General features: G+C 55.3%; 17 protein-coding genes and 2 tRNA genes. 4 read left to right on the forward strand and 15 right to left on the reverse strand.

All coding sequences use genetic code 11. The features are described 5' to 3' along the window. Positions 1 to 26 precede the first annotated feature (26 nt). Together rluB and scpB are read right to left on the reverse strand one after the other, a co-directional pair. Positions 27 to 1,853, reverse strand: coding sequence for a 23S rRNA pseudouridine(2605) synthase RluB (gene rluB / locus CA948_RS09800; protein WP_108727907.1), 1,827 nt, complete (start codon positions 1,851 to 1,853; stop codon positions 27 to 29). Between the two features lie 2 nt (positions 1,854 to 1,855). Continuing rightward, a complete protein-coding gene (gene scpB, locus CA948_RS09805; protein WP_230019160.1) occupies positions 1,856 to 2,785 on the reverse strand; it encodes an SMC-Scp complex subunit ScpB in 930 nt (309 codons plus the stop codon). Positions 2,786 to 2,917: 132 nt separating this feature from the next. Here scpB and CA948_RS09810 point away from each other — a divergent pair. After that, positions 2,918 to 2,994, forward strand: a tRNA-Met gene (locus tag CA948_RS09810). 796 nt (positions 2,995 to 3,790) lie between these two features. Beyond that, a tRNA-Met gene (locus CA948_RS09815) sits at positions 3,791 to 3,867 on the forward strand. 216 nt (positions 3,868 to 4,083) lie between these two features. On the opposite strand, the gene CA948_RS09820 is transcribed toward CA948_RS09815, so the two are convergent. Then, positions 4,084 to 5,049, reverse strand: a complete 966-nt coding sequence (locus CA948_RS09820; protein WP_108727908.1) for a hypothetical protein — start codon at positions 5,047 to 5,049, stop codon at positions 4,084 to 4,086. Between the two features lie 129 nt (positions 5,050 to 5,178). Between CA948_RS09820 and CA948_RS09825 the strand changes: the two genes are divergently transcribed. Further along, positions 5,179 to 6,321, forward strand: coding sequence for a GNAT family N-acetyltransferase (locus CA948_RS09825; RefSeq protein WP_094198285.1), 1,143 nt, complete (start codon positions 5,179 to 5,181; stop codon positions 6,319 to 6,321). A gap of 5 nt (positions 6,322 to 6,326) precedes the next feature. On the opposite strand, the gene phaR is transcribed toward CA948_RS09825, so the two are convergent. From phaR to CA948_RS09850, 5 genes are all read right to left on the reverse strand, one after another. After that, positions 6,327 to 6,869: a polyhydroxyalkanoate synthesis repressor PhaR gene (phaR, locus tag CA948_RS09830; RefSeq protein ID WP_094195972.1), complete on the reverse strand. Its 543-nt coding sequence runs from the start codon at positions 6,867 to 6,869 to the stop codon at positions 6,327 to 6,329. Positions 6,870 to 6,928: 59 nt separating this feature from the next. After that, a complete protein-coding gene (gene phbB / locus CA948_RS09835; RefSeq protein ID WP_009457629.1) occupies positions 6,929 to 7,666 on the reverse strand; it encodes an acetoacetyl-CoA reductase in 738 nt (245 codons plus the stop codon). 126 nt (positions 7,667 to 7,792) lie between these two features. After that, complete coding sequence (locus CA948_RS09840; RefSeq protein ID WP_108727909.1) at positions 7,793 to 9,424, reverse strand: PHA/PHB synthase family protein; 1,632 nt, start codon at positions 9,422 to 9,424, stop codon at positions 7,793 to 7,795. Positions 9,425 to 9,567: 143 nt separating this feature from the next. Further along, positions 9,568 to 10,335, reverse strand: coding sequence for a peptidoglycan editing factor PgeF (pgeF, locus tag CA948_RS09845; protein WP_108727910.1), 768 nt, complete (start codon positions 10,333 to 10,335; stop codon positions 9,568 to 9,570). Continuing rightward, positions 10,317 to 11,282, reverse strand: a complete 966-nt coding sequence (locus tag CA948_RS09850) for an RluA family pseudouridine synthase (RefSeq protein WP_094195969.1) — start codon at positions 11,280 to 11,282, stop codon at positions 10,317 to 10,319. Before CA948_RS09850 ends, pgeF begins: the two co-directional genes overlap by 19 nt. A 95-nt stretch (positions 11,283 to 11,377) precedes the next feature. Between CA948_RS09850 and CA948_RS09855 the strand changes: the two genes are divergently transcribed. Then, positions 11,378 to 12,175, forward strand: coding sequence for an outer membrane protein assembly factor BamD (locus CA948_RS09855; RefSeq protein ID WP_199827906.1), 798 nt, complete (start codon positions 11,378 to 11,380; stop codon positions 12,173 to 12,175). A gap of 253 nt (positions 12,176 to 12,428) precedes the next feature. Here the strand turns inward: CA948_RS09855 and CA948_RS09860 are convergent, their stop codons facing one another. From CA948_RS09860 to CA948_RS09890, 7 genes are all read right to left on the reverse strand, one after another. Then, on the reverse strand, positions 12,429 to 13,112 hold the full coding sequence (locus CA948_RS09860) for a TetR/AcrR family transcriptional regulator (protein WP_108727911.1): 684 nt from the start codon (positions 13,110 to 13,112) through the stop codon (positions 12,429 to 12,431). A gap of 51 nt (positions 13,113 to 13,163) precedes the next feature. Continuing rightward, positions 13,164 to 14,459 carry a TRAP transporter large permease gene (locus CA948_RS09865; RefSeq protein WP_108727912.1) on the reverse strand — a complete coding sequence of 432 codons (1,296 nt, stop codon included), beginning with the start codon at positions 14,457 to 14,459 and terminating at the stop codon, positions 13,164 to 13,166. Positions 14,460 to 14,461: 2 nt separating this feature from the next. Beyond that, entirely contained in the window at positions 14,462 to 14,968 is a 507-nt protein-coding gene (locus tag CA948_RS09870; RefSeq protein ID WP_108727913.1) for a TRAP transporter small permease, read from the reverse strand. Between the two features lie 20 nt (positions 14,969 to 14,988). After that, positions 14,989 to 15,981 carry a TRAP transporter substrate-binding protein DctP gene (gene dctP, locus CA948_RS09875; RefSeq protein WP_094195964.1) on the reverse strand — a complete coding sequence of 331 codons (993 nt, stop codon included), beginning with the start codon at positions 15,979 to 15,981 and terminating at the stop codon, positions 14,989 to 14,991. Positions 15,982 to 16,029: 48 nt separating this feature from the next. Continuing rightward, positions 16,030 to 17,355: an NAD(P)/FAD-dependent oxidoreductase gene (locus tag CA948_RS09880; protein ID WP_108727914.1), complete on the reverse strand. Its 1,326-nt coding sequence runs from the start codon at positions 17,353 to 17,355 to the stop codon at positions 16,030 to 16,032. Next, positions 17,352 to 17,717, reverse strand: coding sequence for an ethanolamine utilization protein EutQ (locus CA948_RS09885; RefSeq protein WP_230019153.1), 366 nt, complete (start codon positions 17,715 to 17,717; stop codon positions 17,352 to 17,354). The genes CA948_RS09880 and CA948_RS09885 overlap by 4 nt, the downstream gene beginning before the upstream one ends. Positions 17,718 to 17,980: 263 nt before the next feature. Continuing rightward, the gene (locus CA948_RS09890) at positions 17,981 to 19,462 is read right to left on the reverse strand and encodes a SulP family inorganic anion transporter (protein ID WP_094195962.1); all 1,482 of its coding nucleotides are present in this window, start codon (positions 19,460 to 19,462) and stop codon (positions 17,981 to 17,983) included. Between the last annotated feature and the right edge of the window lie 245 nt (positions 19,463 to 19,707).

Below are 19,707 nucleotides of genomic sequence, written 5' to 3' on the forward strand. Positions count from 1 at the left end.
AAACTCAAAGTCCGCGCGACTTGGCTTTACCGACGCCCGCGTCCCAGGTGGGACTCATGAGCGGCCGAGCCGGCTGGCTGCCAGTCATCATCACGACGGCTGACACGGCGCACCACTGTTGTTTTCTTCACATGTGCCTTAGGCGCTTGCCCGGCACCGGCGCGATCGGAAGCACTGCGGCGGGCCGAAGGCGCACGCCCCTCCTGGCCTCCGCGAGCCTGGCCACGGGCTTGCTCATTACGCCCCGGTTCACCGCGCGCCTGATCGCCACGCACTGGGCGGCGGCCATTGTGTACGCGCGCACCTTCCTGCGAACGCCCCTCGCGACCACGGCCTTCGTGTGCACGCCCCTCCGAAGAGCGCCCTTCTGCCGAACGACCGCGCTGCTGACCACGAACACCCTGCCCGCTGCGCGCAGTACCACGCCCTTGACCACCGTGCTCACGACGACCACCATCGGGATGGCCATTGGCCAAACCACCGCTGATGAACAAGGCGCCGCTGACGGACTCATTCACACGTACATTGTTCGAGGAGCGACCGCGACCTGCCACACGACCACCACGGCCCATGCGGGCACCGCTCAGGCCGTTATGCTCCAGCGTACCGAAGCCGGGGGGCAAGGCACTGTCATGAGACAGAGGCTGACGCTCACGACGCTGGTGACCACCCTCGTCATCCGATTCTTTCACCAAACCCAGACGCAGCATAAATGCCATCACCACATCAGCGTCCAGCTCCTCCCAACGACCACGGCGCAAGTTCTTAGGCAGGCCCACATCACCAAAACGTGTCCGGATCAAACGGCTAACCGTCACACCCATCGCCTCAAACATACGGCGCACTTCGCGGTTACGACCTTCGTGGATCGTGACGCGATACCAACGATTGCTGCCCTCGCCCCCCAGGAACTCGATCAGGCCGAACTTGGCCACGCCGTCTTCCAACTGCACGCCATCGCGCATGGACTGCATTTGCTCTTCGCTGAGTTCGCCCAGAACACGTACTGCGTATTCACGTTCGGCGCCGTAGCGTGGATGCATCATGCGATTAGCAATATCGCCCGAGGTAGTAAAAATCAACAAACCCTCAGTATTCAGATCCAGACGACCGACGGACAACCACTTGCCCACTTTCAGAGACGGCAGGCGACCGAACACCGTGGCGCGACCTTCGGGATCATCGTGCGTCACGATTTCCCCAGCAGGCTTGTGATACAGAATCACGCGTGGGGGGCGCTTGGTGTTGGCACGATTGATCAACTGACCATTAATACGCACTTTGTCGTCTGCGCTGACACGTTGCCCGATATGAGCAGGCTCGCCATTGACAGAGACACGGCCCGCAACAATCAGCTCTTCCATATCGCGGCGCGAACCGATACCAGCCTCAGCCAGCACTTTGTGCAATTTGGGCTGCACCAAATCGCTACCCATGTATTTACCCAAACGCTGCGACAGACGATTTTGCTTGTCCAGGTGGCTGAATGCGATGTCATCATCACCATCCAGAATCACAACTGGTGCCTCGTCAGCCGCGTTTGAATAGCGAGCATTCTGAGCGCTGCCAGGGCGCTTGCCGGCGCCACCGCGTGCATCTTGGCGACGACCCGCCGGCGCAGGTTTGCGTCGATTATTCTGTGGGCGGGCCGGACGGGCTTTGGCCTCGTCAGGAGCGGCAGCCAAAGCCTGTTCATTCTGGCGAGGGGCCGACTCTTGTGCAGCATCGCCACGACGGCGGCGAAACGGGGTGCGCAACTTACGCCCTTGGCCTTTCGCGCGGGGATTCTTGGGGTCGGCCGCGCCTGAGGCGTCCGACGTAGAGGCTGTGTTCGTCTCGTGCGAATCAGTCATTTTTAATCATTTACTCCAGAGTTTTTTATTTCATCCGGTACCTGTACATCCGATAGGCCAGCCGCAGCCTGGGCCTCATCCACGGGGTCCGGTGTCGTATTCACTTCAGCTTGTTCAGTTTGTGGCAGCTCCGCTTCTGAAACTGCCCCAAGCAAATTGTCCTGACTGCCTGACTTGGAATCCGCTTCGGACCCCAGCTCAAGCTGAGCAACAGAAGCCTGCAGCGGCTCCATGCCCACTTCCAAAGCAGCGTCTTGTTCTGCTTCTTGTTCTATTTCTTGCCCTGCCTCAGAACCAGCCTGCTGCGTTGCCACAGATGCAAACGCTTGCTCTGCAGCCTGCTGTGCCGCCTGCTCCCGGCTCTGATCCTGATGATCTTCACCCTGCTGATGACCCAGCCCTTGATCCGATGCATTGCCCTGCTCTGCCGACGCAGCCGCTTGCTCGCTGGGCAAGGACGACAGCACATCCAGGGAATCCAGAGCTTCAACTGCGGGCAACTCATCCAAAGAACGCAGCCCCAGATCATTCAAAAACTGACGGGTCGTTCCCAGCAATGCCGGGCGTCCGGGTGCGTCACGATAGCCAAGAACTTCAATCCAGCCCCGATCTTCCAGGGTACGCACAATTTGAGTCGACACACTAACACCACGTATGTCCTCAATGTCCCCACGGGTAACAGGTTGCCGCCAAGCAATAATCGCCAAGGTTTCCAGCACGGCCCGCGAATACTTGGGCGCGCGCTCCAGACTAAGACGGGACAAAAATACTTGCATGGCCGGGCGACTTTGAAAGCGCCAACCCGAGGCAACCTGAACCAATTCCAGGCCACGCTCTTTCCAATCCAGTTGCAAGATAGCCAGATAACGGCGCAGATCATCCGCGCTCAGCGGCGGGGAGACAAACATTTTGCGCAACTCGGCGCTGTTCATGGGCTGCTGCGCACACAGCAAAGCCGTCTCCAGGACTCGGATTATTTCACTTTCAGTCACTACTGGGAAGCCTCACTTTCTGGCGATACTTGCATAAAACAAAAATTCCATGTTAGTATTTATCTTTTCCGGCGCGGGGTGGAGCAGCATGGTAGCTCGTCGGGCTCATAACCCGAAGGTCGTAGGTTCAAATCCTGCCCCCGCAACCATCATCCGGAACTGCTTAGCAGAATCAAACAAGCCAGCCAATTCGCGCTGGCTTTTTTGTTGCCCGCCGTTTTGGTCTTCAATCTTGCGCTCGGCGCAGTCCAGCGCCAGAACACGCAGACCAGCCTTCAACACCGTAGCAAAAATCACAAGCACTGCATGCATCCGAATCGCCACCGAGCTTTGTACCGGAGCGGACGCGCACGCAAACACACCGCCCTGGCCAACGCCAGAAACAGCAGCATTAAACGCAATTAAAAATTTTGTGTAAGCACACATGCTGATGATGAGTATGTCCGCAAGCCCTATCGGACTGGATTTGAATTGGCGCTTCTGAGATTTACAGGGCGCGAAAACAGCACAACAACATTTGGGGCAATAACTGATCGGGGCAATGCAGGTCTATAGTGTCAAATGCCAACATCAAGGCACCAACAGACCACCGCAGGGGTTATCGATTGCCTAAACCTGAAGCAAAGCCAGAAACAGAGAAATTCGTTTTGCCGGGACATCCCGCCTAGTAGGGGAGCCGACTGCTATCACAGCTAGATGCCAGCCAATACGAGCTGGTCGCTATACAGGGAGCCGCTTGCGCGTTTGAGCTTTTAGAAATGCCAGTCCGGCTGAACCTGTAAGCACAGTCTGTATTACACCATTGCGACCGGCAAGACGCAAGAAAATTGAGGGCCGTTTTATCCTGCCCTCATGCCCTTCCCAGTAGCCATCGGCAAATATTAATGAAATAAACACGCCACACTATGTACATAATCAAAAACTATGTTATAGTTACTTTTCTGACGCGGGGTGGAGCAGCATGGTAGCTCGTCGGGCTCATAACCCGAAGGTCGTAGGTTCAAATCCTGCCCCCGCAACCAAATTTAAAAAACCGTCGCTTATGCGGCGGTTTTTTTTCGTCCTGCTCCAAGGTGCTCGCCTTATCAGGCGTTGCTGCTTGCGACACGTTAAGCGACATGGCCTGGATACGTTCAGTCCTCCCAAGCCATACCTATAGCTTGAACAGCGCTCACACGGCTAATCACAAAAGCCGGAAGAGAACCTCCGGCCCCTAAAAACCCCGTGCTTGACGTCAACTAATTCGATGCCTCTGCTCGGCCAAGGCTGAACAAATGCAAACCATAGCGCAAATGATCACGCAACCAGACATAGGCTGCAGGAACCTGTCCTGTATCAAATCTGGCTTGCAAGCTCAGGCCAGCTAATAATTTACGCGCTTGATCAACAGACACGCCAGGCTCCAGGCGTACCACTGGCCAGGAGGGATCCATGTTCATCTCCAACGACAAGCGCCCATGGGGTGCGGGCAGTTGGGCGATGAATGCCAGCAAGGCATCACGACTGTCTCGATCCGCCACCGAATCGGGCATCAGTTGTACCGCACTGCGTGCTGCCAACAAGGCCTTTTCAATAGCGGGGCGCGGGTCCTCGTGCATACTCATGCTCAAGACCACTGCGGGCATGACCATGGACTGGATCAGATTTTGATTATCCAAATACAGATTCAGGCTTTTAAGCTCCGCCTGTTCAAGATCGTCTGCCCCCAAGGCGCGCCCTACTGCAGACTCAACACCAAACTGAGCCTGAACACGAACCTCCCTAAGGTGCTGGCTACGCAATCGCGCTTGCTCCAGAGACAATTGCGCCGACGCTGAGTCCCACTTGTAGGCAAGGGAGAAATCCATCGGCTTTGCCTGTAGACGCATAATGTAATCTTGCCCTGGCAGCAGCCCGGTCAGAACATAGATCCCGCTTATTCTTAAATCCATGGAATCAGGAATCTCTTGCTGCTCAGAATAGGAGGCTAATCCCTCATCGCGCAACACCAGCTCGTCAAAAGCCAACAGCATGGACGAAAAACCAGCCGACCACTGCCCATTCTGAACTCGACAAGCTCCATCCTCATCCTGCATCTGCAACTCATCACCAGATTGCGGCTGCAAAGCGACATAATTACGCAAATACTCACAAGCCGGCCCCGCTTGAACCGAACTGGCCAGCACCATCGCGCTGCCCAACATCAAGGCAATCTTTTTCTTCATGAACCCCTCGTAGTGGGCAAGCGCCGGCAACCCTGCCAAACAAGCCTTCCCTTTGCATGAAACGCTGGCTAGTATACAAAGCCGTCAGGGCCTATGCCCTACTCCTGTTTCAAGATAGGCCCCACTGCTATGGTCAGCACTGAACCGATCCAGTTTTCACTTTGCACCCAACTGAACAAGCTCGACTCAGCAAGCTGGGATGCGCTATCGGGTCATCACCTCTTGCTCCGCCATGCCTTTCTAAGGTCGTTGGACGACGCTGGCTGCGTTACCCCACAAACAGGCTGGTCACCGCATTACCTGTTGATGCATCGTGGACAGACGCTGTGTGGCGCCGTGCCCCTGTATCTGAAACACCATTCCCGGGGAGAATATGTGTTTGACCAAGGCTGGGCTCAGGCCTATCAACGTCACGGCCTGGACTATTACCCCAAGCTCTTGTGCGCCATCCCTTTTACGCCCGTCAGTGGCCCGCGTCTTTTGGCTCACTCTCATGAAGATCGGGTTCTGCTGGCCCGACAACTGATTCAACTGACACAGAACAATCAGTTGTCCTCCGTGCATGTGCTCTTTCCCAATCCGGACGACAGGCAAGCTCTGGAGCAGGCTGGCTTCATGATTCGCCATGATGTGCAATTTCACTGGCAGAACCAGGACTACGCCAGCTACGAGGACTTTCTAGCTTCGCTGACCCAGCAAAAGCGCAAAAAAATGCGACAGGACAGCCGCAAGGTGTACGAACAAGGCCTGTCCTTTGAACACAAGCAGGGTCAAGAAATTAGCGAACAAAATCTGGACTACTTTTACCAGTGCTACGCCAACACCTACCAAGAGCGCGGGCAACATCCTTATCTAAACCGGGATTTCTTTGCCCGCCTGCACGAGCAGTTACCCGAATCCCTGGTATTGATTCTGGCACAACAACATGGACAAGAAGTCGCCTGCGCCCTGTCGCTACGGGACGGACACACGCTTTATGGACGTTACTGGGGCTGTACCCGCTACGTGCCTGGCCTGCACTTTGAGACCTGCTACAACCAGGCAATCCAGTTTTGCATTGCACAGCAACTGCGTGTTTTTGAAGGTGGCGCTCAAGGCGAGCACAAGCTCTCGCGTGGCTTGTTGCCCACGCCCACCAGCTCGGCACACTGGATTGCAGATCCTCGCTTTGCCCACGCCATTGAAGCGTTTGTGCATGAAGAAGCGGGCCATGTGGCCCGCTATCAGGAAACTCTCAGCAGCCATACCCCGTTTAAAACGCTGGCAGGCTAAAAAAATCAGTCTTTCTTGTCTTTGCCGGGTGGCACAAAGGGAAAGACCGAGAACATCTGCCGAGTCTGATCCTGCATCTGGTCCTGCATTTGCACGAACAGATTCTTGCTTTGGTCGATGTAGCTGTTCATGACGGTTTGCATCACAGGGGCCTGTAGGCTCATGAATTGCGCCCAGGCCTCGGGGCCGAACTGCCCGCCATACACGCCCTTGGACTGTTCGGTCATGCGCTCCTGAATTTCCATGAAAGCCTGAATGTTTTTTTCCAGATACGAGCCCATGACCCCCTGCATGGCATTGCCATAAAAGCGGATGATCTGCATCAGCACCGGAGTGGAAAACATCGGGATACCCCCGCTTTCTTCCTCAAGAATGATCTGCAGCAAAATACTGCGCGTCAGGTCCTCGCCGCTTTTGGCATCGACGACCGCGAACTCCTCGCCTGACAGAACCAGTTGCTTGACATCGACCATCGTGATGTAAGCACTGGCCTGTGTGTCGTACAAGCGACGATTGGGGTATTTCTTGATGAGTCGAGGGGATCCCATGCTGGTGCTTACTTCCTAATCAATAAAACAAAAACACGCGCTATGCACTGCAACAAGCCTTAACTCATGTGCAAGCCACCGTTCAGGGAGAAATCCGCGCCAGTGGCAAAGCCGGAATCACCCGAGGCCAGCCAAGCGACCATAGACCCGATTTCATCGGGCGTGCCCAAGCGCCCCACCGGAATGGTAGCCACGATTTTCTCCAGCACATCGGGACGAATCGCGCGGACCATGTCCGTACCAATATAACCGGGGGAAATAGTATTGACCGTCACCCCCTTATTGGCAACCTCCTGAGCCAGGGCCATGGTAAAGCCGTGGATCCCGGCTTTGGCCGTCGAGTAGTTGGTCTGGCCAAATTGCCCTTTTTGCCCGTTCACCGAACTGATGTTGATGATGCGGCCCCATTGGCGCTCTACCATGCCATCAATCACTTGTTTGGTCACGTTGAACAAGCTATTCAGGTTGGTGTCGATCACTGCGCGCCAATCTTCCTGGCTCATTTTACGGAAGGTTCCGTCGCGTGTAATCCCGGCATTATTGACCAGCACATCGACACGGCCAAAATCGGCAAATACTTTCTTAAAGGTCTCGACGGTCGAATCCCAGTCTGCCACGTTGCCCACCGAAGCATGAAATGTGTAGCCCAGCTCGGCTTGCTCGCCCAACCATTTCTGAAAATCACGGTTGGGGCCACAACCTGCAATTACGGTAAACCCGTCTTTGGCCAGGCGCTGACAAATGACTGTCCCTATCCCTCCCATACCACCAGTTACGTAAGCTACTTTGCTGCTCATATCCATCTCCTGAAAGGGGTGACAACGCTCGAATCCCTGTGCCGGCCCGGGCAATGAAAAAGCCTGGCGTCGGGATCAAGGAAGCAGGCTGATTACCCTGCTCCCGAAACCTGAAAAACTGAAGAATTAACTGGCGCGCACTTTCACATAACTGCCGGGCGCCTCTTCCAGCACGGGATAACGCGCATGGCCCAATCGACGTTTTGCGCGACGCCGTGAGCCCGACAAGGGCGCCAGCCAAGCAATCCAGTCCGACCACCAGCTACCGGGGACGGACTGAGCCCGTTCCATATACTGCTGGGCATCCAGCGTGGCGACCGGCTCGCCGTCTTGCAGCACCCAATAATTACGACGCTGCTTGGCAGGCGGATTGATCACGCCCGCAATATGGCCAGACGCTCCCAACACAAACCGATGCTGGGCCGCCGGCAATGCCCGCAAGGACGCATAGGCAGACTGCCAGGGCACGATATGGTCATCTTTGGAGCCATACAGGTACACAGGCAAATCGAGCTGACTCAGATCGGCACGGTGCTCTCCCACGGGGACGCCCCCCTTCTGAATCAGGCGATTTTCCAGATAGGTATTACGCAAATACCAGGTAAAGAAAGGACCGGGCAAATGGGTGCCGTCGGAATTCCAGTACAGCAGATCAAATGCAGGCGGTTTTTTGCCCTGCAAGTAATTGCTGTTCACATAGTTCCAAACCAGCTCGGCGGGGCGCAAGAAAGAAAAGGTACTGGCCAGTTCGCGGGCATTGAGCAAACCGCCCTGCCCCAACTGCCACTCCCGAAACGCGACCTGTGCCTCGTCGATGAAGACGTTCAGCATACCCACGTCAGTAAAGTCCAACATGGTGGTCAACAAGGTCATGGAAGCGGCCGGATCCTGGCCTTTATTGCGCGCCAGTGCCAAGGCACTGGCCAGCAAGGTGCCGCCAATACAAAAGCCCAGCGTATTGATTTTTTCCTGTCCCGACAGTTCCTGGCTGACGCGAATCGCCTCCAGCACGCCTTGCTCCAGATAGTCCTGCCAGCTCAGGGCATGGATATGGGCTGCATCGTTCGGCTGGGGATTGCGCCAGGACATCAGATACACCGTCAGCCCCTGATCCAGGGCATGGCGTACGAACGAGTTCTCGGGTTGCAGGTCCAGAATGTAGAACTTGTTAATACACGGGGGCACGATCAGCAAAGGCACGGCATGCACCATGCTGGTGGTGGGTGAGTACTGAATCAGCTGGAAAATATCATTCTGGAACACCACGGCACCTGCAGTGGTGCCCACGTTTTGCCCCAACTGAAACTGGCTTTCATCCGTTTGGGTCATGCGCCCCTTTTGCCAGTCATCCATAAAGTTGGACATGCCTTCCAGCACCGACTGGCCGCCCGTGTCCATCATGGTTTGTAGAGCCTGGGGGTTGAGCATCAAGTAATTGCTGGGCGACATAGCCTCGGCCCACTGCATCATGGAAAAGCTCAGACGCTCCCGCTGTGCGGTGTCCAGCTCCATCAGGTCCAGCATCTCGTTCATGGCCTGAACGCTAAGCTGCCAGACATGGGCATTGAACAAGGCGGTAGGATTACGCTGCCAGGCGGCATCCGCAAACCGACGATCCTGCGGGGCAGGCAAGGCTCCCCGTTGGGCCTGGTCCCACAGCTCCTGCCACTGCTGCATGTAACGAGCCTGAAGTTCAGCACAGCCGGTAGCATCCATCGGTTTGCCAAAACCTTGAAAAGCACTGTTATTACTCGACATCTGCCACCTGTAAACGAATTGCAAATACGCTTAGAGCATGACGTTCGTCACAAAGGCAGTCAATTGGGGTAATTAATTAGGCTGGCGCGCCAATAGACGGAATTAAAAATTCCATATGGTATTTAAAAACGAGCAAAAAACCGTTAACGCGGGTTCAGGCGAGCAATCGTGGCTTGTCGGCCAGTCAAGGGCGAGCGCCGATAAGAATAAAACAAATCATTATCTTGAAACGTGCACAGGCCACTTAAATGCACAGTTATTTTTCCGAGGCTCAATTTTTCCAATCGGTGGCGTGCAATACCGGGCAAATCCGCCTGCCATTTTCCAGGGCGCTTTCCCCGAATAAAAAAGGCGGCCAATTCAGGCTCGTCCAGAACATAGGCATCAAAGACCTCCTGCCCGACCTCGAAGTGCTCCTGGCTAATCGCCGGCCCAATCCAGGCTTGCCAGGATTGCGCTTGGGGACAACGGGCGGCCATCGCCTGCCAGGTATTTTCCAAGACTCCGGCTTGCAGCCCACGCCAACCGGCATGGGCCACACCGAGCACCTGGGCTTGCTCATCCCAAATGACAACCGGCAGGCAATCCGCCGTCAAGATGGCCAAAGTGCGATCCCGGCGCGTGGTGATAGCGGCATCAAACTGCCTGGGCACGGCAGGCAGGACCTCCTGATCCGCATCCAGCACGTCTGTACCATGTACCTGTGCCAACCAGATGGGCTCCGCACTCAAAAAGTCCGCAAGCCGTTGCCGATTGACCTGCACCCGCTGCGGATCGTCGCCGGTATTCAAGCCCAGGTTCAGGCTGTCGCGCTCGTCCTGGCTGACGCCACCGGCCCGAGTCGTACAAAAATAAAGCAGCCCCGCTTGTGCGGGGCCGCTAACCGTAGAAATCAACGTTGAGTGTGCCATTCAATAGACTCTACAACAGACTGATAATCAGCCGGTGGCTCTGCCGAGAAGCTGCGGCGCTCGCCCGTATCGGGATCTTCAAACTCCAGCACGTGCGCATGCAGCATTTGACGCTGTGCCCCCGCAACCACGCGGCCACCATAGAGGGTATCGGCCAGCAGGGGATGCTTGATCGAACTGAGATGGACACGAATCTGGTGGGTACGCCCTGTCTCCAGTCGGCAAGCCACTTCGGTCACCGCTTCTTCACCCGCATAACCCTGACGCAACATTTGATAATGCGTTACAGCATGCTTGGGGGCAACGGATGGCCCAGTGCTCATGCGCACTGGCACGCGCAAATCGCGTCCAATTGGCTCATCTACCGAGCCCTGGCCCGGCAAGACACCATGGACCAACGCCAGATACTGGCGTCCCATGCTACGCTCTTGCAGTTGTCGGACAAAGTGAGTTTGTGCGACTTCTGTGCGAGCCACCACCAGCAAGCCGGAAGTGTCTTTGTCCAGCCGGTGTACAACACCGGCACGGGGCACCTGTCGCAAAGTGGGAAAGCGAAACAGCAAACCATTGAGCAAGGTGCCGCGCCAGTTACCCGCGCCAGGGTGCGTGACCAGACCGACTGGCTTGTTTACCACCAGCCAGGAGTCACTTTGAGCCACAATCTCGAAGTCCACGTCATCGGGCTCAAAAGCCATGTCTTCTGGGGCCTGTTGCTCCCAGACCAGCACGGTATCACCGGGGTAAACCGTATGCTTGACCTTGACGGCCTGGCCGTTGACGAGAACATGCCCGCTCTCGACCCAGGACTGTAGACGGCTGCGCGAATGCTGAGGCAGTAACCGCGCTAAAGTCTTGTCCAGACGATCGGGAGACGCAGTGATGGGAAGGATAAAACGCAGTGCGTCGGAAGAAACAACACTATCTTTTTCAGTATCTGTGTCAGGCATGGCGACAAATCATATAATTGAGCAGCAATGCTAACACCAAGGACGCTTTTGTGACTCGCCTGAACCTGAACTTGCCACGTATTCGTGGTACCAAGCTGGCCCAAGTAGCCGCATTAATGCTGGCTGCCACTTTGCTTGCTGGCTGCGGCACTACCAAAAAAGAAGTTGACCCCACCTCGGGTTGGACCGCCGAGCGTTTGTATAAAGACGCCCGTGAAGAAATGTCGGCCGGCAACTGGAAAGACGCGCGTACCCGCCTGGAAGCCGTCGAGTCCCGCTACCCCTTCGGCACATATGCACAGCAATCGCTGATCGACCAGGCTTACATTAACTGGAAAGACGAAGAGCCTGGCAAAGCCCTGGCCGCTATTGACCGCTTCCAGAAGCAATACCCCAGCCACCCTGGCACCGACTATATGCTGTACCTGAAAGGACTGATCTCCTTTACGCCTCCTAGCGCTGCCCTGTCCAACATTACCCAGCAGGACCCCAGCGAGCGTGACCCTAAAGGTCTGCGTGAATCCTACGAAGCCTTTAACGATCTGCTGCAACGCTACCCCGACAGCCGATACGCACCCGATGCCGCCAAACGTTTAACCTGGCTGGTCAGCACCATCGCTCAGAACGAAGTACATGTGGCCGAGTACTACTACAAACGTGGCGCCTACGTTGCCGCTGTTAACCGTGCCCAAACCGTTATTACGGACTTCAAGGGTGTGCCCATCGCCGAACGTGCGCTGTACCTGATGTACCTGTCTTACGACAAGATGGGCCAGACCGAGTTGCGCGACACCACCAAACGCGTGATGGACCAAAACTTCCCTGACTCAAAATACTTCACGGAAGGCTTGGATACCAAGGTTAACTACTGGAACCCCATCAACTGGTTCTAAGCCTTGCAGCAAAGCAGCACAAGATGATACGGACTGCCTTTGTGAAGCGGCAATAAAACGTCTCACTGAACGCAGTCCCAAAAAGGGCCGAATCCTCTTCAGGATTCGGCCCTTTTAGTTTCCCGACTTCAAACTGATATTCCTTGGCAACTCGCTTTGCCCTGCTCCTCAGAGCAAGAACTATCAGTCAGGACGCTCCTTCCTCTGTGGCCCCCTAGGCACGCCTGACGCCCACCGGCTCCAGAGCATCCAACTATCCCACCACTTTCTTGGCATTGTCCTTTTGCACGCTATACATGCGCTCTGCAAAAGCCTTGGCCTTGGCCGGATCCAAAGGCTGGCCACCCAAGATCTTCATGGTGTCATTCAAATACACCATACGATCTTCCAGATTTTCCTGCAGGCCAATCAAGTAATAGCCAATCTGACAAAAGTACGTTGTCCGTGCTCGGGTCTGAGCTTCTATCTGTTCCAACCCCATACGCTGAAAGAAATTAGCCAAGGCATTCATGCAAGCCTTGTCCGCCCGCGCTACCGCCTGACGCACCCGCTCGGAGCGCCTTGCCCAATCACGCATGGCCATATCCAGACCCGGTTCGAAACGGGACACGTCCAGCCAGGTGGAGAACAGCGACAACATGCCATCTTGCAAATTGTCCACATTCTCTAGCGCCAGCATGGTAGAGCGCATATTCTTTTGCTCCCAAAAACCGACCAGCCCATCAAGCAGATCGTCCCTGTCCTTGAAATGCCAATAAAAACTTCCCCGTGTGACGGCCATAACCTGGGCCAGACGGGTGATGCGCACCGCCTCCACACCTTCTTGCATAAACAAGCGAATGGCGGCCTCCAGCCAATCCGCCCGCGTCAAATGCACATTAGGCTCGCTCAACGCCCCGGCTTGGGCCACACGTTCAATCAATTCCTTATCGCTCATATCGCCTGCTTGTAGAGTCGCTTTAATCGCCAAAGTATACCGGCGCTCCTCTTACAACAGGCCCAGCATTCGTGGAAACGCCAAGGAAACGGCGGGCACAAAGGTGGTAATCAACTGAACCGGAATGGCTACAAACACAATCATGGCAATGGCCGGACTAAAAGAGCGGTGTACCGCTACTTTACTGATACGGCAGGACATATACAGCACAGGTGCCATCGGCGGACTGTTGGAACCTACGATTACTGCACATGCCACAATCGCGGCAAACTGTACCGGGTTGACCTCTGCCGCCCCCACCAACGGCAGCAGCAAGGGAGCCACCACCACGGTCAAGGACACGTCATCGATAATCATGCCCACCAGAACCAGAAAGATATTCACCATCAAAAGAATTCCGATGGGACTATCGACCAGACCGGTTACAAAAGTGGCCAGGTCCTGTGGCACGCCTTGCGCAACCAGAATTCGGCCAATCAGGAAAGAGAACAGCAAGATCAGGATGACCGTCCCCGTGGTCTCTGCCGTACGTACAAAGCTGTCGCACAGCTTGCTCATGGTCAGTTCACGGTACACAAAGCAGCCAATACCGATGACCAGCACAACAGCTACCGCAGCCGCTTCTGTGGGCGTGAAGACTCCCCCATAAATCCCGCCCAGAATCAAGGCAGGAATACATAAGGCGGGGATGGCATAGAACAAGGTTTTGAGCGAGTAACGCCCTTGAGTTTCGTGCGCAGGCTGAGCAGGCGACTCCTTGAACCAGCGTCCAGCCACGACGTAATTGAACAAAATCAGACCAAACATCAAGAGCAAGCCCGGTCCGACCGTCGCTGCAAAGCAGGCCACCACGGATTGCTGGGTCACCACGGCAAACAAAATCATGGTAATGGACGGCGGGATCAGAATGCCCAGCAAGGAGGAAATACCCAATAAGGCCGCCGAATACTGACGAGGATAACCACGTTGCTCCATGGGGTCGACCAAGATGGTGCCAATGGAAGCCACTGCCGCCGAGGCAGTCCCCGAAATCGCCCCGAACACCCCGGAAGCCAGAACCATGCTGGCCCCCATGCCACCACGACGATTCTTGACCAGCATTTCGGCAAAACCCACCAAACGATGAGCAATCCCGCCTGCCTGCATCAAATAACCTGCCATGATGAACAAGGGCAAGGCCAGCAGAACCAGGGAGTTCAAGGAACGGAATCCTTGCAGCATCAAGGTATTCAAATTGACGTCATAGACCAAGGTCAACATTAACAACGTGCCAGCAAAGGACCAGGCCACCGGCACCCCCACCCCCAGCAGGAACAGCAGCAAGAGAACAGAAAATCCAGCATGCATAATCAATCGTCTCCCTGGCGCAAGGCCATCAAAGACTGATAAACATCGCGCAAGGCATACAACAGGCTACCGACTGCGTTCAGGCCAATTGCAGACTGAGGCACCCAGACAGGAATCGACAGCTCCGCCATGGTGGCGGAGAAGCGGGAGCCCCACATGAACATGCGCAAGGTCCAATAAGCGAAGGCCACCACAATAATCAGTACCAGTACCGACACAATAAAACGGTGAATGGCACGCGCTTGTGGCGTTTTCAAACGATGTGACAGATAGTCCACCACCAGATGCTGACGGGACTGACTGGCGATCAGCGCCCCGGTCATGTACAGCCAGATCGCCGCCACCATCACAATGGTGTGCACTCCTGTTGCCGGCCAGTTCAGGTAGTAACGTGCTGCCACCACATAGGCCAAACCTGCCGCCACCACGATGCTTGACACAATGGCCAGCCATTCCAGGGCAACCAGGGTCGGCCCGCGCTTCATTGGGATACCCTCACTCACGCTCATACTCCCTTGATCCAAGGTGTTCACTTGAGAGCCGAGGCGTTTTTCTCGATATGCGCCATGATGTTCTCGCCTACTTCAGCGTGCATCGATGGCCAGACTTTGGCGCGGACATGCGTACCCAATGCGGCCAGCTGATCCTTGTCGAGTTCAATGTAGTTTTTGCCCAGCGCCTTCCACTTCTCCACAATAGCCGCGTCCGCTAGCTGGGCCTTGGCAAACTGCTCTTGCATGATGCTGGTGGCGGAGGCTTGAATCACTTCCTGTTGTTCGGGTTTCAGGGCCTCCCAAGCTTCCAGGTTCATGGACAGCACACCAGTAATGAATTGCTGCTTGCTGCGCACGTAATAATCCAAGGTGTCGCGGAAATACTCGTAGTCGTAATAAATGACATTGGCCGCGTCGCCATCGACCACGCCAGTTTGAATGGAAGTGAACACCTCCCCCCAATCAATGGCGGCCGTTTGGTAACCCATGGCTTGCACAGACTGCTGCATTATGGAGATTGGAGGTACCCGTACCTTGATGCTCTTGGCATCCTCCACCGTCAACGCATGTTTGCCTTTGGTAGCAACGCCATTAAAGCCTTCAGGCCAGGCACCAAAGAACTTCAGACCATTTTCCTTGTAAACACTATCCAGCGTTTCATTCAGCCAGCCACCCGGCTGGTAAGCAGCCAGGGCTTCTTCCCAGGTGGTGAACATATAAGGCGTATAGATCACCGCAATGCGCTTGTCATAGGAAGTCATGGGCCAGTTCAACATCAACTGCACATCCCCCGCTATGTGCTGATCGAACACCTCTTCCTGACCTCCTAACTGGTTCTGATAAAAAACGCGTGGCGACAAAGCGCCTTGCGTGCCCTCTTTAATCAACGCGGCCCATTTTTCGATAGCGTCACCGCTAGGCGAACCCTGCGCGCCCGAGTCTGTTGCAATGCGCATGGTTTGTGCGGACACGGTGGCCACACTCAGGCTGAACATCACCGTCAGCAAAGTCTTGCTCAAAAGCGTCATAACTCCTCCTGGGTATCTCTTTTAAATTTGTTGTTCAAACTTCACTTGTCAGGCTTCTGCTCGGTGTCGCCACAACTCCCAGCCCAAACGGGCCCGGACCCCCACATCCAGAAACGGCCGTGGCGGCAAAGCATCGGGTTGCCCCAGAGCCTGCATGTCAGCAATCAAAGGGTTATCCACGCCACAGGCCAGATCCGCCACCAACATGCCGGAGATCGTACCTTTGGTCAGCCCCACCCCGTTCTGACACACCGCGCAGTACACATGTGGCGCCACCTGCCCAAAGCCGGGCGAGCCGTTACGGGACAAGCAGATAAAGCCCGTCCAGGTGTGCTCCATTTCCACGTTCTTCAGATTCGGGAAACGCTCATCAAACAGGGTTTTGTGCTCGATGCGAACACGGCGACGGCTCTGGTCATCGCTACGCAAATTAGGGGCGTACGTCATGTGCTGGCGAATCAGAATGCGCTGGTCATTGGTGCGGCGCATGGTGATACCTACAAACGCATTGGCGGGCGTCAAACCCCAGCTGGGCAAACCGCCCAATTCACGCTGTTCGCTTTCGGTCAGGCAACGAGTCAAGCTGGCATGAGCGGCCATCGGCATCAGCTTGCCGCTATAAAACCCAAACTGCTCCGCGAACACGTTCACGGCCAGAATCATCTTTCCTGCACGAACTTTGCCGCCGGGGGTGTCCAGCGTGACGCCATCACCTTGCTGCAAAGACAACACCGGCGTTTTTTCGTAGACGGTGACGTTGGGAGGCATATTGTCAGCCAGGCCACGCGATAAAGCAGCCGGGTTCAGCAGCACCGTGCCTGGGGTGTAAATACCTGTACGGAAATGCTTGAATCCCAGCTTATCGTGCAAAGCCTTACCGTCCAGCCACTCATGCGGTTCCTTCAAGGACTCCAGCACCTGAAGCGTAGGCTTCAGGGTTGTGCTTACGCCTTCCTCGGAAACCGCCGCATGGAATTTCCCGATGGGGCTCCAGTCGCACTCGATACCGTAACGCTCGACCTGGGTTCTTAGATAAGCAATTGCCGTACGCGCCAAGCGCACGTGCGAGCGGGCGGCGTCCAGTTCGCCCATGGAACTGCCAACGTTATGAGGGCTATCAATCGCAAAGCCGGAGTTTCGGCCTTGAGCCCCTTCACCCACCTGATCCGCTTCCAGCACCACGATGCTGTCATCGGGACGATTCTCTGCCAGGCGACGAGCTGCGGCCAAACCGGCCAGACCACCGCCAACAATCACCCAATCGGCTTGTATATCTTTACCTAAGGCTGGCTTGGCCATGCGAGGCGCCAGAAGCCGACTCCACCCATTGGTCTTGTCGTTCTCCGGCAGGTGCATAATTTTCTTGGTGCTCATGCGGCCGTCCGTGCGCTGGCCCAGTTGCTGGGATGCAGGCAATAATGGATCAGAGCAGACTCTGCTTCGTAGATCAGGGGAGTACCTGCGGGCAGCCAAACGCAGTCAAGGGGCCCTGCTTTCAAAACACCTTGCGGGGTATGAATATTGATGCTGCCTTCAATTACCGTGACCACTTCGTCGTAAAGCACAGTCCATTCAATTCGCGCCTTGCTCAGACGGGCATAACCAGCACTGAGAGGCGTGCCATCTTGCTCACCCACAATCTCCGCCAACTGCGCCATCTCGGGCTTTTCCTGTCGAGGCTGGAACGCCAAATCATTGAAACGCATCACCCGCGGCATCGTTTTTTCTGTCGTCATTCGCTTCACCAAACATAAGTGGATTCATAACATACATATCTGTATGTTGTGATGGTAGTTAGCTTGATGTAGAGCGTCAATGTCTTGAAGGATGGGGATTACCCTGCGTCGCACCCAGATTCTTGTTTAAGCTTGAATTATTATTTCCAGGCAATTGCGTGGGGCTGGAGGTGCACGACCGGGACTGAAATGTCCCCTTCAGAACCCAGGAAGGAGCAGACGATGGCAGTTAAGGCCGGCGCATCCAGCGCCGGCCACGCTATTTAATGAGGGTTTACGGGACTCGCACCGTCACTGCTGGGGTAACGAGCAAACTGTTCGATCATTGTCGTGCTACTGGCATCGAGCCCCTGCACCTGCACCTGGGCACCGCCACGACGCAACTTCAACACAACCCGATCCAAGGCCGCAACCGAGCTTAAGTCCCAAAATCGTGTCTGGCTCACATCAATACAGATATGCGGCACTTTCTCTTGATAGTCGAACTTTGAAAAAAAGTTCTCTGCCGAGGCAAAAAACACCTGCCCGAAAACAATATAAGTACGTGTCTGGCCATCTTGGCTAAGGCTTGAGGTGATGTGCAAAATGCGGCGCACCTTGTGTGCAAAGAATACCCCGGAGAACAGGACACCTGTCAGCACTCCTTTGGCCAGGTCGTGGGTGGCAACAGTGACCACCACCGTCGCCAACATGACGACACTGGATGTTCTGGGATGCACGACCAGGTCTTTGATTGAACGCCAATTGAATGTGCTGATGGACACCATCACCATCACGGCAACCAAGGCAGCCATCGGTATCTGCTTGACCCACTCCCCCAGAAAGACAACCAGTATCAACAGCACAACGCCCGCTGTTAAGGTGGACAGTCGGCCACGCCCACCTGATTTCACATTGATCACCGATTGCCCAATCATGGCACAGCCAGCCATCCCTCCTACAAAGCCCGTGGCGATATTGGCAATACCCTGTCCTACACACTCTCTGTCTTTGTTGCTCGTGGTATCGGTCATATCGTCCACGATAGTGGCCGTCATCAAGGATTCCAATAGACCCACAACACATAAGGTGACAGAGTAAGGAAAAATGATTTGCAGTGTTTCCCATGTCCAAGGAACCTGCGGGATCAAAAAGCTGGGCAGGCTGTCAGGCAAGGCCCCCATATCACCCACGGTGCGGATATCCAGCTCAAAAACCATATAGACAATACTTAGAACGACAATGGCCACCAAGGGCGAAGGCACTGCCCTGGTGATATAAGGCAATCCATAAATGATGACCAGCCCAGCCGCCGTCATGGCATAAACAGGCCAGGTGACGTTCGTCAACTCCGGCAATTGAGCCATAAAAATCAAGATCGCCAGGGCATTGACAAAGCCAGTGATGACCGAGCGCGAGACAAACTGCATAAGCTGCCCAAGGCGAAAAAAGCCAGCCAACATTTGCAGCATCCCTGCAAGAATGGTCGCCGCCAACAAATAGTCGAGCCCATGCTCTTTCACCAGCGTCACCATCACTAAGGCCATCGCCCCGGTCGCAGCCGAAATCATGCCTGGTCGGCCACCGACAAAAGCGATGAGCGTCGCGATAGAAAAAGAGGCATACAGGCCAACTTTAGGATCCACACCGGCAATAATGGAGAACGCAATGGCTTCCGGAATCAAGGCTAATGCCACCACCAGGCCAGCCAGCAAATCACCCCGAACGTTGGAGAACCATTCCGTTCTGATTTTTTCAATAAACATAAACACCGCATTTAGCAAAGAAGAGAGACGCGCTTACCGTATCCAGCTAAACAGTCACCGTCTGGACACGCAAGGCAAAAACATGGGCATGCCCGTCGCGGCAAACAGCGACAGACAGAGAAAAGGACAAAGCAAGGAAAGAGCGCTCTTGCCGCGCTAGTGCCCCCTAAGGGGGTGTGACGGAATGAAAGTGTCCGCGAGGCATGGCTGCGCCCCGGTAATTAACCGGTTTCAGTGTGAGGTAA

Origin of the sequence: Alcaligenes aquatilis (assembly GCF_003076515.1) — a bacterium.
Classification (GTDB): Bacteria; Pseudomonadota; Gammaproteobacteria; order Burkholderiales; family Burkholderiaceae_B; genus Alcaligenes; species Alcaligenes aquatilis.

Excerpts from the sequence above, each read along its gene's own strand:
- phbB (WP_009457629.1), bottom strand. The coding sequence starts at position 7,666 with ATGAGCAGCAAAGTAGCTTACGTAACTGGTGGTATGGGAGGGATAGGG.
- CA948_RS09860 (WP_108727911.1), bottom strand. The coding sequence starts at position 13,112 with ATGAGCGATAAGGAATTGATTGAACGTGTGGCCCAAGCCGGGGCGTTG.
- dctP (WP_094195964.1), bottom strand. The coding sequence starts at position 15,981 with ATGACGCTTTTGAGCAAGACTTTGCTGACGGTGATGTTCAGCCTGAGT.
- CA948_RS09825 (WP_094198285.1), top strand. The coding sequence starts at position 5,179 with ATGGTCAGCACTGAACCGATCCAGTTTTCACTTTGCACCCAACTGAAC.
- scpB (WP_230019160.1), bottom strand. The coding sequence starts at position 2,785 with ATGAACAGCGCCGAGTTGCGCAAAATGTTTGTCTCCCCGCCGCTGAGC.
- pgeF (WP_108727910.1), bottom strand. The coding sequence starts at position 10,335 with ATGGCACACTCAACGTTGATTTCTACGGTTAGCGGCCCCGCACAAGCG.
- CA948_RS09890 (WP_094195962.1), bottom strand. The coding sequence starts at position 19,462 with ATGTTTATTGAAAAAATCAGAACGGAATGGTTCTCCAACGTTCGGGGT.
- rluB (WP_108727907.1), bottom strand. The coding sequence starts at position 1,853 with ATGACTGATTCGCACGAGACGAACACAGCCTCTACGTCGGACGCCTCA.
- CA948_RS09880 (WP_108727914.1), bottom strand. The coding sequence starts at position 17,355 with ATGAGCACCAAGAAAATTATGCACCTGCCGGAGAACGACAAGACCAAT.
- CA948_RS09820 (WP_108727908.1), bottom strand. The coding sequence starts at position 5,049 with ATGAAGAAAAAGATTGCCTTGATGTTGGGCAGCGCGATGGTGCTGGCC.
- CA948_RS09885 (WP_230019153.1), bottom strand. The coding sequence starts at position 17,717 with ATGACGACAGAAAAAACGATGCCGCGGGTGATGCGTTTCAATGATTTG.
- CA948_RS09865 (WP_108727912.1), bottom strand. The coding sequence starts at position 14,459 with ATGCATGCTGGATTTTCTGTTCTCTTGCTGCTGTTCCTGCTGGGGGTG.
- CA948_RS09840 (WP_108727909.1), bottom strand. The coding sequence starts at position 9,424 with ATGTCGAGTAATAACAGTGCTTTTCAAGGTTTTGGCAAACCGATGGAT.
- CA948_RS09850 (WP_094195969.1), bottom strand. The coding sequence starts at position 11,282 with ATGCCTGACACAGATACTGAAAAAGATAGTGTTGTTTCTTCCGACGCA.
- CA948_RS09870 (WP_108727913.1), bottom strand. The coding sequence starts at position 14,968 with ATGAGCGTGAGTGAGGGTATCCCAATGAAGCGCGGGCCGACCCTGGTT.
- phaR (WP_094195972.1), bottom strand. The coding sequence starts at position 6,869 with ATGGGATCCCCTCGACTCATCAAGAAATACCCCAATCGTCGCTTGTAC.